We start from the raw sequence: 16,806 nt of genomic DNA on the forward strand, positions 1-16,806 counted from the left end.
ATGACTCAGCACGATGTTCAATTGTTTGCATTAAGCCAGCCACAGCAACGTATTTGGTACACGGAGCTTGTGTATCCCAATCGCAACACGTCTACGATTATTACTACTGTTAAAATCAAGGGAACGGTTCGCATAGATGCATTGCAGCAGGCAATGAACCGGGTTATTGCACGAAATGATTCTTTTCGTATCAAAATCACGGTTCGGGACGGCATTCCCTATCAATATGTTGAGCCGTTTGCTACTCAAAGCATAGAAACCCTTCAGGTAACCCAGGAGGAAGCTGAGCTATGGGTGAGCCATCATAACGCACAGCCGTTCCCCTTACTGGATTCGCAGCTGTATCGGTTTGTTATTTTGCAGCTGGGGGCAGAAGATACCTGGTTTAGTTTCAAGATGCATCATATTATTTCTGACGGCGTTACCATGGAGCAGGCCATTAATGAAATTACGGGAAATTATATGAATATTGTGCATGGTACAGGTTCAGATGCGCCGGTCCCAGCGAACTCATATCTCGATTTTATTCAGACAGAGCAAAGCTATGAGCAATCAGAACGCTATCAAAAGGATAAGATGTACTGGACGGAGAAATTTGCCAATTTGCCGGAGGTTACAGGTTTAAAATCGTACAATCCGCTCACAGTAAGCACGGCTGCACGCCGGGAGACCTATACACTGGAGCACGAATTATATCGTGGTGTCACGGCTTTTTGCGAGGCGCATAACATCAGTATTTTTACATTTTTTCTGGCTGCTCTGTATATTTATTTACATAAAACGACAGGTGAACAAGATTTAACGGTTGGTACATTGTATGCTAACCGTACGTTGAAGAAGGAAAAAAATACAATGGGCATGTTCGTTAGCACTGTGGCTACACGTTTGCAAGTTGAGCCGGAATCCGAGCTGCTTACTTTCCTACAGGGTGTTGGCAAGGAGCAGTCGTCCATTTTGCGGCATCAGCGTTATCCGTATAACAAAATCATACAGGATTTGCGTGAACAACAAAGCGGCACGGATATTGGCCGCCTGTTTGGCGTTACCATTCAGTACCGTACGCTGAGCTTCTCTCGTTTTGATGAAGCTGTTCAGCAGGTGCATACCGATTTCTGCGGAGATACGGTGAGTGACTTTGATATTGCCATGATTGACATGCTGGATGACGATAAACTTGTATTGCAACTGGATTATCGGACCGAGCTGTTCAGCGAGCAGGAAATCGCCCGAATGATTCACCAATTTTTGAGTGTGGTAGAGCATATGGTGAAAGGGCCACAGCAGCGGATTCAGGAGTTGTCACTGATGAGTGACAAAGAGCGGGCACAAATTATGAATGTATTTAATGCGACCACAGTTCCCTTTCCAGACGATGTGGGGATTCATGAGCTATTCGAGAAACAGGCAGAATGTACACCAGATCAGACAGCGGTTATGTTTGGAAGTCAGAGTCTGACTTATCGGGAACTGAATGAACGGTCGAATTCATTGGCACGAATGCTTCAAGCACAGGGAGTAGGACCTGACAAGCTGGTCGGCCTGATGATGCAGCGCTCAGTGGAAATGATCGTAGGCCTGCTGGCTGTTCTAAAAGCAGGCGGTGCTTATGTGCCGATTGATCCCGAATTTCCGTCATCTCGTATTGAATACATGCTGGAAGACAGCAAGGCTGCAGTGCTTCTGACCAGTCGTGATTTGGCAGAAGAGCACCATTGTCAGGCCAATACCATGTTTCTTGAGGATGCAGAATTGTATCAGGGAGACAGCTGCAACCTGGAGGTGATTTCTCACCCAGAGCATTTGGCTTACGTCATCTATACCTCTGGATCGACTGGTAATCCGAAAGGAGTTATGCTCCAGCATCGTTCGGTACTCAACTTTATTACCGGGATGCGTGAAATCATTGACTTTGAAGCTGGTAAAACCATTTTGTCACTCACGACCATTTCATTCGATATTTTCGTCTTGGAAACTATCTTACCGCTATTGGCTGGAATGACGGTTGTGCTTGGCGATCACCAGCATCAAGTGGATCCTCAGGCGCTTGGTGAGTTGATTACCCATCATTCTATTGAGATGTTGCAAATGACACCATCCCGGCTGCAGATGCTGCTGGATCATGAAGCTGGTTCCCGCGCGCTGCGGGGCGTAAAGGAAATCATGGTGGGAGGTGAAGCCCTTCCTTCCAAGCTGCTCGCAGCACTGCAAGAAATAAATGGCCCCCGTATTTATAACATGTATGGACCTACAGAAACGACGGTTTGGTCGACCGTACAGGAACTGACTCATGCTCAAGAAATTAATATAGGACGTCCCATCGCGAATACCCAAATATATATCATCAATGCGAGTGGGGAATTGCAGCCAGTCGGTGTGCCGGGCGAGTTATGTATAGCAGGGGAAGGCTTGGCCCGTGGGTATTGGAATCTGGAAGATCTGACGGCAGAGAAATTTGTAAATAATCCGTTTGCCGGAGATAAAGCAGGTTATGAACGGATGTACCGTACAGGCGATTTGGCGAGATGGACACTGGACGGCAACATTGAATATTTGGGACGGATGGATCACCAGGTGAAAATCCGGGGCTACCGGATCGAACTGGGCGAGATCGAATCGCAGCTATTGCAGGTGGAGTCGGTACGAGAAGCGTCCGTCGTGGCTCGTGTGGACGAAACAACGGGCCAAAAACAAATGGTGGCATACTATGTGGCCAGTCAAGCAATGGAAGCCAGTAAACTGAGAAGTGAGCTGGGGCGGGAGCTACCAAGCTATATGGTGCCGTCGTATTTCATTCAGTTGGAGCAGATGCCGTTGACACCGAACGGTAAAATCGACCGCAAGTCCCTGCCAGCACCGGAAGGCAGTCAGCAAAGCGGAGCGGATTATGAAGCGCCCCATACTGCGCGGGAACAGGCACTCGCAACGATCTGGCAGTCCGTCCTGGGCGTGCCAACCGTCGGTATTTTGGACAATTTCTTTGATCTGGGCGGCGATTCCATCAAGGCGATTCAAATCGTATCCCGTGCGTTCCAGGCAGGCTACAAGCTGGATATGAAGGATCTGCTTCGGTGTCCAACCATCGCAGCATTGGCACCACTTATGACAAGTCGTATGGCAGATCAGGGAGAAGTGAGCGGGGAAACGGCATTGCTTCCGATCCATCATTGGTTCTTTGAACAGGAGCAAGTGGACGCGCATCATTTTAATCAGGCGGTTATGCTGCACCGGGAGCAGGGCTTTGACGAAGCTGCTTTGCATCAAGCGTTAATCCAGTTGACGGAGCACCACGATGCACTGCGGATGGTGTTCAGGAAGACCGAGCAAGGCTACCAAGCGTGGAATCGCGGAATACAGGAAGGCGAGCTGTATCATCTGGACGTGCTGGACTTTAGGGATTTGACGGATGAAGTCACCCTGAGCACGAAGATTGAAACGAAAGCAACTGAAATTCAAAACAACATAAACTTGTCTGAAGGACCGCTGGTAAAGCTCGCTCTGTTCCGTTGTACTGATGGAGACCATTTGTTGGTGACAATCCACCATTTGGTGGTCGACAGCGTATCATGGCGTATTTTGCTGGAGGATCTGGCATCCGGCTATGAGCAGGCTTTACGGGGCGAGTCTGTTCGCTTGCCGAATAAGACGGATTCTTTCCGCCTGTGGGCAGATCAACTGGCAGCTTATGCGAACAGCACCGCGTTGGAGAAGGAACGTGCGTATTGGGAGCAGGTGGAGGAAGCAGGGAAGAGTCTGGCATCCTTGCCTATGGATTACACTCATAAATCTCAGGCCAAGCGACAGCTTCAGGATGATCGAACACTGACCGTAGCGTGGACGGTCGAAGAAACGGAACAATTCTTGAAACAAGCTCATCGGGCCTACAATACAGAAGCAAACGACCTGCTGCTGACAGCTTTGGGCATCGCCATTCAGGAGTGGGCAGGCATCCGTCAGGTGCTTGTAAACTTGGAGGGTCATGGACGGGAAGCCATTTTGCCGGATATGGATATTACGCGCACGGTCGGTTGGTTTACCAGTCAATTCCCAGTTGTACTGGATATGGGCGAGGACCGGAATGTGGGACAGCGTGTCAAGAACGTCAAGGAAGGGCTGCGCCGTTTGCCGCATAAAGGGATTGGATACGGGATTTTGAGATATCTTGCTGACGGAGAAGGGAAAGCAGCTTTTGTTGCCGAGCCGGAAATCAGCTTTAACTATCTTGGACAATTTGATCAGGATTTGAAAAATAATGCTTTCCGCGTGTCACCTTATTCCATCGGAGCTTCCATGAGTGACACGTTGACCAAGCGGTATGCGCTGGATATCAACGGTATGATCACGGACGGTGCACTGGAACTGGCGATCACCTACAGCAACAAAATGTTCATGAAAAAATCAATCAAAAAGCTGGCTGATCTGCTTCAGGAGAGTTTACGTGAGGTATTGGCTCACTGTGTGGGCAAAGAGCTGCCGGAGCTGACCCCAAGCGACTTGTCCTTCCGAGGACTGACGGCTGTAGAGCTGGATCATATTGTAGAGCAGACGGCTGCTGCGGGAGAACTGGAAAACATTTATTCGTTAACACCCATGCAAAAAGGCATCCTGTTCCACGGCTTCATGGAGCCGCAATCCGGGGCATATTTTGAGCAGGCGACATTTGATCTACAAGGCAGCTTTCAAGTGGAGGCTTTTGCCGAAAGCCTCAATCAACTGGTGGAGCGCCATCAAATATTCAGAACGAATTTTTATAGCGGCTGGAATGAACAGCCTTTACAGGTAGTGTACCGCCACAAACCTGCCGGGTTCCGTTTTGAAGATATACGCTTGATGGGACAAGAAGAGCAGGACGCATACATTGCTGATTTTGCTGAGCGCGACAAAGCCGAAGGCTTTCATTTCAGCTCAGGCGAGCTGATGCGGGTGTCTATTTTACGTACAGGCGAGGAGTTGTACCGTTTTGTTTGGAGCTTCCATCATATTTTGATGGACGGCTGGTGCTTGTTCCTGGTTGTAGGGGAAGCATTTAATACGTACTTTGCCATCCTCGAAGACCGCAAGCCAGAGCTTGCCCCGGTAACACCATACAGCGAATATATTGAATGGCTGGATCGGCAGGACAAGACGGAGGCTGAACGGTTCTGGCGTGATTATTTTGCGGGCTTTGAGCAGCAGACGGTATTGCCGCAGGTCAAACAGCTGGACGGTCACGCTAAAGCATATGAAGCGGACAAGCTTTCGTTTACACTGGGCCGTGAAGTGACGGAGCGGATGAACAAGCTGGTTAAGCAGAAGCAAGTGACGGTCAACACACTTTTGCAAGCAGCGTGGGGCGTTGTGCTGCAGCGGTATAACAACAGCCGGGATGTGGTATTTGGCAGTGTCGTATCTGGCAGATCAGCCGATATTCCGGGCATAGACAAAATGATTGGGTTGTTCATTAATACGGTTCCTGTACGGATTCACAGTGAGAAAGATATGACATTTGCTGGGCTGATGAAGCAGATCCAGGAGCAGGCACTGGCTTCCCGTGCCTATGAAACCTATCCGTTGTATGACATTCAGGCCCTGACCGAGCAGAAACAGGACTTGGTAAACCATATTATCGTGTTTGAAAACTACCCGGTGGAACAGCGCATGGAGCAGATGGGTAGCCGTGGCGCGAATGGCTTTACGATTGCCAATGCTTCCATGTCAGAGCAAACGAACTATGATTTCAACATTACGGTTGTGCCGGGTGATGAAATTCATTTCCATTTGGAGTACAACGCGAAGGTGTTGGAACGTGCAGCTGTAGAGCAAATCCGTGAGCATTTGCTGCATATGATTGAAGAAGCGATTCACAGACCAGATGCACGGGTAGATGAGCTTCAATTGGTGACTGCTGCGGAAAAATCAAAAATCATCGATGGTTTTGGATCAGTAGGCGTAGCTGCGTGGACTGATGAAAAAGAATCTAATTTGTTGTTCCACGCCTATGTGGAAGAACAGGCACAGCTTGTGCCGGATCACGTGGCCGTTGTATACGAGGAACGGCAGTTTACGTACCGCGAGCTGAACGAGCGTGGAAACCAGCTTGCTCGCAGATTGCGGAATGAGGGCATTGGACGCGAGTCCATTGTGGGTATTTTGAGCGAACGCTCGGTAGACATGCTGGTCGGTGTATTGGCGGTCTGGAAAGCAGGAGGCGCATATGTGCCGCTGGATGCGGATTATCCGTCCGAACGGATTCGCTTTATGCTCGAGGACAGTGGTGCGACGGTGCTGCTAACGCAAACCGGTTTGCAAGAGTGTGCACAGGTTTGGCTGGAGGCAAGTCGGCAGGCCTTGGTCGGAGGGCAGACTGAGGGTGAATTGAAAACAGCGGCTGGCGCTGAAACGATGGAAAGAGACAGCCTGAGTGAAGGCATAAGCTTGAAATTAGATTCGAAGTCTGACAGCGAAGAAGCATCCAAACCAGCAACAGGGCTGCGTCTGCATACCGTATTGGCATTGGACGATGAGTCGCTGTACACCGGGGATGCCACGGATGTTGAACCTATCAATGAACCACACGATTTGGCATATGTGATCTATACGTCCGGTACAACCGGACGTCCGAAAGGCGTCATGATCGAACATCGCAGCTTGGTGAATACGGCTGCGGCGTATCGCCGGGATTACCGTCTGAACCAGTTCCCGGTACGACTGTTGCAACTGGCCAGCTTTTCCTTCGACGTGTTCGTCGGCGATATTGCACGGACGCTTTATAACGGCGGCACGATGGTTATCTGTCCGAAAGATGATCGCATTGATCCAAGCCGTTTGTACGGATGGATTCGTGATTATCAGATTACCGTGTTCGAATCGACTCCGGCCTTGATCGTACCGTTTATGCAGCATGTGCATGAACAGGGGCTGGACATGAGCAACATGGAACTGCTGATCACCAGCTCGGATAGCTGCAGCGTGACGGACTACCGGGTGCTGCAAGAACGGTTTGGCGCAGATATCCGCATGATCAACAGCTACGGCGTCACGGAAGCGGCGATTGACTCCAGCTTCTATGACGAAGAGCTGTCGAAGTTGCCAAGCAGTGGCCATGTGCCGATTGGCCAAGCGTGGCTGAACGCACGCTTCTACATCGTGGACAGCCAGCTGAATCCGGTGCCGATCGGTGTACTGGGTGAGCTGTGCATTGGCGGTGCTGGCGTGGCACGGGGGTACCTGAACCGTGCGGACCTGACCGCCGAGAAATTCGTAGCGAACCCTTACGTACCGGGGGAACGTTTGTATCGCACAGGCGATTTGGCGCGGTGGATGCCGGACGGTAATGTGGACTTTATCGGCCGGATGGACTACCAGGTCAAAATCCGGGGATACCGGATTGAGCTGGGCGAGATTGAAACGGCGATCCAGCGAGTGCCAGGTGTGCGTCAAGCCGTAGTCATCGACCGGACGGACGAGCGTGGAAACAAATATTTGTGCGGATACATCACGGGAGAAGCCGAGCTGCGGATGGAGGAAGTACAGACCGAGCTGGAAGCCGGACTGCCAGCACACATGGTGCCTACACGTCTGATGCGACTGGAGACCATCCCGCTGACCAGCAACGGCAAAATCGACCGCAAGGCCTTGCCGGAGCCGGAAGGCAGCATCTATACGGGAGCAGGCTATGTAGCCCCGCGTACCCAGGTGGAGCAAGTACTGGCTGCGGTATGGGCTGGAGTACTGGGCGTGGAAGCCGTAGGCACGCAGGATAACTTCTTTGAGCTGGGTGGCGATTCGATCAAAGCACTGCAAGTCTCGTCTCGCTTGCTGCAAGCAGGCTATCGATTGAACATGAAAGACCTCTTTAGTAATCCGACAGTAGCAGCACTCAGTCCTTTGCTTCGTACAGATGTCAAGATGGCCAGTCAGGAAGAGGCAGTAGGCCCGGTGGAACTGACACCTATTCAGCGATGGTTCTTCGAGCAGCAGCCGGCCGACCTGCACCACAGCAACCAGGCGATGATGCTGTATCGAGCTGGGCGCTTTGACGTCGACGCGTTGCGCCGTACGATGGACCGTATGGTCCAGCATCATGACGCATTGCGCACGGTATTCCGTGAGACGGAGCAGGGCTATGTCGCTTGGAACCGCAGTGTAGCGGAAGGCGAGCTATACACGCTGGACATTGTAGATTTCAGCGCAGTGGAAGACGAATCCACCGCTGTTGAAGCCAAGGCGAGTGAAATTCAAGAGAGCATTCATTTGAGTGAGGGTCCACTTGTGAAGCTTGGTCTGTTTCACTGCGCTGAGGGCGACCATTTGCTAATCGTCATTCATCATTTGGTTGTGGACGGTGTATCGTGGCGTATTTTACTGGAAGATTTGGCATCCGGTTATGAGCAGGCTGTTGCAGGTCAAACCGGCACAGCGATCCGACTGCCGCATAAAACAGATTCATTCCAGGTATGGGCCAAACAGCTGTCAGCCTATGCCAGCAGTGCGACGATGGAGCGGGAGCTTGCTTACTGGCAGCATATCGAACAAGCAGAAGCTAGCCTTGTGAAGCCTTTGCCGAAGGATTTTGCAAATGACAATGCACGGCTTGGAGACAGTGAGGTTGTGACGGTCCGCTGGACGAAGCAGGAAACCGAGCAGCTGCTCAAACAAGCTCATCGCGCGTACAACACGGAAATGAATGACCTGTTGCTGGCTGCGCTCGGAAAAGCAGTCTATGACTGGTCTGGTTCCGAACGGGTGCTGGTCAATCTGGAGGGCCATGGACGGGAAGCCATTGTACCGGATGTGGATATTACGCGCACGGTCGGCTGGTTTACGAGCCAGTTCCCGGTTGTACTGGATGGAAGTTTGGGACAAGGGGGACATACCGCTCGTCTGATCAAAAGGATCAAGGAAGGGCTGCGTCATATTCCGCAAAAAGGCATCGGCTACGGTATTTTACGATACCTGTCGGATATGAATATGCTGGAGAAAGCAGGCGTGCGGTTACAGGCTCAGCCTGAGATCAGTTTTAACTACTTGGGCCAATTCGATCAGGATTATAAAGGCAATGATCTACAGCCTTCCGCCTATTCTATCGGTGTGCCTGTCAGCACGAACGCGACTATGGATTTTGCGCTGGATATCAATGGAGTAATCGAAGATGGCGAGTTGATGTTCACGATTCGCTACGGCACAACGCAGTTCCGTCATGAAACGATTGAACGGCTTGGAGAGCTGCTGGCATCCAGCTTGCGTGAGGTGATTCATCACTGTGTTGCCCAAGAAAGAACGATGCTAACCCCAAGTGATGTCCTGTTAAACCATGTAACGCTGGATGAGCTGGAGCAATTGGTGGAAGATACGCGAGATCTGGGCGAGCTGGAAAATGTGTATGCCTTAACGCCGATGCAAAAGGGGATGCTCTTCTACAGCCTGATGGATGAGAATTCGGCGGCTTATTTTGAGCAGGCCACCTTTGAGTTGAACGGACGCTTCGATGTGGTTACTTTCGGTAAAAGTTTTGATTTGCTCGTGCAGCGTCATGAGGCATTGCGGACGAACTTTATCAACTCCTGGAAGGATGAGCCTGTACAGGTCGTTTTCCGCAATCGTAGCGGACAATTATACTATGAAGACCTGCGCGGACTGGAAAAAGAGGAACGAAAAGCTCAAGTTGAAGCTTTTACCCTTGCCGATAAAGCGAAAGGATTCAATCTCGCAGAGGGCGCACTCATTCGTATCTCCATCCTGCAAACCGGGGATGAAACGTATCACTTTATCTGGAGCTTCCATCACATTTTGATGGATGGCTGGTGCTTGTCCTTTATGACACAGGAGGTATTCGGTAGCTATCTGGCACTGCGTGCGGGAGGGGAGCCAGTACTGGAGCCAGTCACGCCGTTCAGTCGATTTATTGAATGGCTGGAACGTCAGGACCGTGAGGCAGCCTTGCAATACTGGAGTGGGTATTTGGCGGACTATGAGCAGCAAATTACGCTTCCTCAGCAAAAAACACAGCCTAAATCGATGCACGTCGGGGAATATATCGCTGAAGATCTGGATTGCGAATTCCAGCCAGAGCTGGTTGCCCAGATTGAACGGGTGGCGAAGCAAAATCAGGTCACGATCAACACACTGATTCAGACGGTATGGGGCGTCTTGTTGCAAAAATATAACAATAGTTCGGATGTCGTGTTCGGCAGCGTTGTGTCTGGTCGCCCAGGGGATATTCCAGGTGTAGAGCACATGATCGGGCTATTTATTAATACCATTCCAGTGCGTGTGCAGTCTGAACAAGGCGAAACCTTTGTCGAGCTGATGAAACGAACCCAGCAGCAGGCGCTGGCTTCCAATGCCTACGATGCGTTCCCGCTGTATGAAATTCAGGCGCTGGCCGAGCAGAAACAGGATTTAATCAATCATATTATGATATTTGAAAATTATCCGGTGGAGCAACAGGTAGAGCAGTTGGGCAGTGAAGGACAGGAGCCCTTCACAATTTCGAATGTGGTGTCTACAGAGGAAACCAACTACGATCTGAACGTCGTCGTTATGCCGGGAGAAGGCATTAAAATTCGTTTTATGTATAACGCGCTCAGCTTTGATCAAGCAGGTATTGAGCGTCTATATGGGCATTTTGCACGTCTGCTGGAGCAAATTTCGCTCAACCCGCATATTCGGGTTGAAGAGCTGGAACTACTCACAGCAGCGGAAAAACAACAGATTACAGCGGCATTTAATGACACCGCTTGTGCATTCCCATGCAAACAGACGATCCATCAGCTGTTCGAGGAGCAGGTAGAATATACGCCAGACCAGGTGGCATTGGTGTTTGGACATCAGAGTCTGACTTATCGGGAACTGAATGAACGGGCCAACTCATTGGCACGCATACTTCAAGCACAGGGAGTAGAACCTGACAAACTGGTCGGCCTGATGGTGCATCGCTCAGTGGAAATGATCGTAGGTCTGCTGGCCGTTCTAAAAGCAGGTGGTGCTTATGTGCCAATTGATCCCGAATTTCCGTCCTCTCGTATTGCATACATGCTGGAAGATAGCGAGGCCACAGTGCTTCTGACCAGTCGTGATCTGTTGGAAGAGCATCATTGCCACGCCAATGCAATATTTCTTGAAGATAAAGAATTGTATCAGGGAGAGAACGGCAACCTGGAGACAGTTGCTCAGCCAGAGCATTTGGCATACGTCATCTATACGTCTGGTTCGACTGGAAATCCGAAAGGAGTTATGCTCCAGCACCGCTCGGTCCTCAATTTTATTACAGGGATGCGCGAAGTCATTGACTTTGAAGCCAGCCAAACCATTTTGTCACTGACGACCATTTCATTCGATATTTTTGTCTTGGAAACCATCTTGCCTCTGCTGGGTGGAATGACGGTCGTGCTTGGCGACAGCCAGCATCAGGTGAATCCTCAGGCACTAGGTGATTTGATTGCTCATCATCATATTGAGATGTTGCAAATGACACCATCCCGGGTGCAAATGCTGCTGGGTCATGAAGCAGGCTCCCGCGCGCTGCAAGGCGTGAAGGCAATTATGGTCGGGGGCGAAGCTCTTCCGTCCAAGCTGCTCGCAGCACTGCAAGAAATAAACGGTCCCCGTATTTACAATATGTACGGACCTACAGAAACGACAGTTTGGTCGACTGTGCAGGAACTGACCCATGCTCAACAAATCAACATTGGACGCCCTATCGCGAATACCCAAATATTTATCATGAATGCGAATGGGGAGTTGCAGCCAGTCGGTGTGCCGGGTGAGTTATGTATTGCCGGGGAAGGATTGGCCCGTGGGTATTGGAAACGTGAAGAACTGACGGCCGAGAAATTTGTAAATAATCCGTTTGCTGGTGACAAGGCAGACCATGAGCGGATGTATCGTACAGGCGATTTGGCAAGATGGATGCCGGATGGCAACATTGAATATTTGGGTCGGATGGACCATCAAGTGAAAATCAGAGGCTACCGGATCGAACTGGGCGAGATCGAATCGCAGCTGCTGCAGATGGAGTCCGTACAAGAAGCGGTCATCATGGCCCGCACGGACGAAACGGGTCAAACCCAGCTAGTGGCGTACTACGTGGCGAGTCAAGAGCTTGGAGCTAATGAGCTGAGGCAGGAGCTGGGACAAGAGCTGCCAAGCTATATGGTGCCGTCGTATTTCATCTGGTTGGAGCAGATGCCGCTGACACCGAACGGTAAAATCGACCGCAAGGCACTGCCTGCACCGGAAGGCAGTCTGCACAGCGGTGCGGATTATGCAGTGCCACGCACTGTAACGGAACGAGCACTCGTAGCGATCTGGCAGTCCGTCCTGGGCGTGCCAACTGTAGGTACTTTGGACAATTTCTTTGACCTGGGCGGCGATTCCATCAAGGCGATTCAAATCGTGTCGCGTGCGTTCCAGGTAGGCTACAAGCTGGACATGAAAGATTTGTTCCGCTATCCAACCGTTGCAACACTGGCACCGCATATGCATGAGACAAGTCGTATGATAGATCAGGGAGAAGTAACTGGAGAAACGACTTTGCTTCCGATCCAGCACGGGTTCTTTGCACAGGAGCAAGTAGACGTGCATCACTTTAATCAGGCGGTTATGCTGCACCGGGAGCAGGGTTTTGATGAGTCTGCTCTGCGTCAGGCACTTGGCAAACTAGCAGCGCACCATGATGCACTGCGGATGGTGTTCAGCAAGACCGAGCAAGGCTACCAAGCATGGAACCGCGGAATACAGGAGGGCGAGCTGTACCACCTGGATGTGCTGGACTTTAGCAATTTGACGGATGAAGTCATGCTCAGCACGGCAATTGAGACGAAAGCCAGTGAAATTCAAAGCAGTATTCAACTGCAAGAAGGGCCGCTGTTAAAGGCTGGCTTGTTCCACTGTGCAGACGGGGATCATCTCCTGATGGCAATTCACCATTTGGTCGTGGACGGGGTATCATGGCGTATTTTGTTCGAGGATTTGGCTGTAGCTTATGAACAGGCCATCCGTGAAGAGGCGCTCCAGTTACCAGACAAAACGGAATCATTCCGTTCCTGGTCACAAAAACTTTCCACCTATGCGAATAGCGCAGCCATGGAAAGTGAACACGCCTACTGGGAAGAATGGAATGCAGCCGCTTTGTTAGACCAAGTACGTTTGCCTGAGGATCAAGGGCAGGCTGAACCGTTTACCCTAGCTGACACGGATACAGTGGTCTTCCAGCTTACGGAGGAAGAGACAGAAAAACTATTGAAGCAAGCACACCGCGCATATAACACGGAAGTGAACGATCTGCTGCTGACCGCATTGGGCATGACGCTGTACACGTGGACGGGTCATGAACGCAGTCTGATTCATTTAGAGGGACACGGACGTGAGAACATTTTGCCGGATACGGACCTTTCTCGTACAGTAGGCTGGTTTACGAGTCAATATCCGGTATGGCTTGACATCGGCCGTGATCACGCTTTGTCGGAATGCATCAAACAGGTCAAAGAGAGTCTGCGTCATATTCCTAATAAAGGAATTGGCTATGGAATTTGGAGATATTTGAATGAATCTGGTCAAGCCGTTGGTCAACATCAAGCTTTTGCCGAGCCACAAGTAAGCTTTAACTATCTCGGACAGTTTGATCAGGACTTGCAAAACAGCGATATCCGTATGTCTCCTTACTCGATGGGATCGGTCATTAGTGACCGTACGAAGATGAAATATGCGCTCGAAGTGAGCGGAATCGTAACGAACGGCATCCTGGAACTGGAGATTCGGTATAACGGAAAAGCCTTCCGTAAGGACACCGTGCAGATGCTGGCTGATCTGTTGAAATCCAATCTGCTTGAAATGATCGAGCATTGTGTCACACGGGAGCGGACCGAATTGACTCCAAGTGATGTACTGTTTAAAGGTCTGACCCTGGAGCAATTAGATACGATTAAGGAGCAGACAAAGACGCTTGGGGAATTGGAAAATGTGTACCCGCTAACGCCAATGCAAAAGGGTATGCTGTTCCACAGTTTGATGAATGCAGAAACAGGCGTGTATTTTGAGCAGGCGACCTTTGATCTTGAGGGCTACTTTACACCGTCTATATTCGAGGAAAGCTTGAAGCTGCTGGTTAGTCGACATGCTATATTACGGACGAATTTCTATAGTGGCTGGCATGGTCAACCGTTGCAGATTGTCTATCGTCATAAAAATCCGAGCTTCTTTTATGAGGATGTCAGAGGGTGTGAACAGGCTGTAGCTGAATTTGTGGCCCAGGACAAAGCTCGAGGCTTTGATTTAAGCAAGGATGCGCTCATGCGCGTAGCTGTCTTCCGCACGGGTGATCGCTCATACCGTTTTGTATGGAGCTTCCATCATATTGTGATGGACGGCTGGTGCCTGTCCCTGATGACGGACGAAGTGTTTGGTGCATATGTTGCCTTGCTGGAGAATAAGCAGCCAGAGCTCGCACCTGTCAAGCCGTATAGTGACTATATCGAATGGTTGGAACATCAAGATGCACGGGAAGCGACCCGTTATTGGAGTAACTATTTGGCAGGTTTTGAGCAGCAAACATTGTTGCCTAGTGAGAACGTGCAAGCTTCTGTAGTAGAACGCGATGAAGATACAGACAGAAGCGGTGGAAGTTCAAATTCCGGTTATGTTTCGGAAAAGCTGCCATTTATGTTGGGTAAAGAACGGAGTGCCACATTAAACCGAATTGCCAAGCAACAACATGTAACGATTAACACATTGCTGCAGAGCGTTTGGGGCGTTATTTTACAGAAATACAATAATAATCAGGATGTTGTGTTTGGTAGTGTTGTATCCGGTCGTCCGGCAGAAATTGCAGGCGTAGAGAACATGATCGGTTTGTTTATCAACACGATTCCGGTACGGATATGCAGTGCACCGGATGCTACATTTGCTGAAGTATTGCAGCGTACACAGGAACAGGCTTTGGCCTCCAGTGTCTATGATACGTTCCCGCTGTACGACATTCAGGCACTGACTGAACAAAAACAAGACCTAATTCATCACATCATGGTCTTTGAAAACTACCCAATCGGGCAGCAGATGAAGCAGATGGGCGGTTCCGGCGAGACAAAGGCACAAACAGGCTTCTCTATTGCCAATGTGGCACTTGCAGAGCAAACCAACTACGATTTTAATCTGATTGTCGTACCTGATGAGGATATCTCTATCCTGTTTGAATACAATGCGCTGGTGTATAACCGGTCTGCAGTGGAGCGTATCTATGGTCATATCAACCACGTCATCGGACAAATCGTGGACAATCCGCATATCCATGTGAATGAGCTGGAATTGGTGACACCGGAAGAGCAGACACAGATCGTTCAGGTGTGGGGAGATACGGCGGCAGCCTATCCGCAGGATCAAACGCTAAGCGCATTATTCGAGCAGCAGGCAGCGAACACGCCGGAGCAAGTGGCGGTGTTGTGCGGAGCGGAATCGTTGACCTACGCAGAGCTGAATGAGCGAGCCAACCGTCTCGCACGCACCTTGCGTGCCGAAGGGGTTGAACCGGATCAGCCGGTAGGCATTCTGGTCCACCGTTCACTGGACATGATCGTAGGCATCTATGCGATCCTGAAGGCAGGCGGAGCCTATGTGCCGATTGATCCGGAATATCCGGCCGACCGCATCCGCTTTATGCTGGAGGACTCAGGCGCGAAGCTGGTGCTGACGCAATCGCATCTGGCGGAGCAAGCATCGCTGAGTTTCGACGGCCAGGTGCTGATACTGGATCACGAGGACATCTATCACGAAGATGGCTCGAATCTGGAGCCACTGGCTGGATCGCACCATGTCGCCTATGTCATTTATACCTCTGGCTCCACGGGAAAACCGAAGGGCGTGATGGTGGAACACTATTCCGTGCTGAACCGGATTTTGTGGATGCATGATCGGTACGGCTTGAGTGCGGAAGATACGATCCTGCAAAAGACCGCCTTCACCTTCGACGTGTCGGTGTGGGAGCTGTTCTGGTGGTCGATGGTCGGCTCGAAGGTAAGCCTGCTGTCCGTGGGCGGGGAAAAGAACCCGGAAGATATCGTCGACACGATTGCCCGCGATGGCGTGAGCACGATGCACTTTGTTCCAGCCATGCTGCATGCGTTCCTGGAGTACGTTGAGCAGCAGCCACGGGAAGTGATGCAAGCGAAGCTGGGCACACTGCGCCATGTCTTTGCCAGTGGTGAAGCGTTGCCGCCACAACATGTGGCCCGGTTCCAGCGGCTCGTATCGAGCCTGACCGGAGCGAAGCTGATCAACCTGTACGGCCCAACCGAAGCGACGGTGGACGTATCGTACTTTGATTGCGATCCGGATGAGGAATATACAGTTATCCCGATCGGGAAACCGATTCAAAATATCCGTCTGTATATCGTGAAGGAAGGCACGGAGCAATTGCAGCCGATTGGTGTGGCAGGGGAACTGTGCATCGGCGGTGTCGGCGTAGCCAGAGGTTACCTGAACCGTCCGGAGCTGACGGCCGAGAAATTTGTAGAGAACCCGTTTGCCGGAGGCAAAGCAGGCTATGAACGGATGTACCGCACCGGCGATTTGGCGAGATGGATGCCGGACGGCAACATTGAATATCTGGGCCGGATCGATCATCAGGTGAAAATCAGGGGTTATCGGATTGAGCTGGGCGAGGTCGAATCGCAGCTGCTCCAGGTGGAATCGGTACGAGAAGCCGTGGTCGTGGCCCGTACGGACGAAAAGGGCCAAAACCACATGGTGGCCTACTATGTCGCGGGACAAGTAGTCGAGGCCAGCGAGCTAAGAAGTGAGCTGGGACGGGAGCTGCCAGGCTACATGGTGCCATCC

General features: G+C 50.9%; 1 protein-coding gene (only partly in view). It reads left to right on the forward strand.

Annotated elements, in window-relative coordinates:
* Positions 1-16,806 carry the start of a non-ribosomal peptide synthase/polyketide synthase gene (locus tag PPM_RS12370; RefSeq protein WP_043921404.1) on the forward strand. Its footprint extends 25,446 nt past the window's final position, so only the first 16,806 of its 42,252 coding nucleotides appear in the window; the start codon lies at positions 1-3; its stop codon lies off the right edge, out of view.

The organism is Paenibacillus polymyxa M1 (genome assembly GCF_000237325.1).
Taxonomy (GTDB): Bacteria; Bacillota; Bacilli; order Paenibacillales; family Paenibacillaceae; genus Paenibacillus; species Paenibacillus polymyxa_C.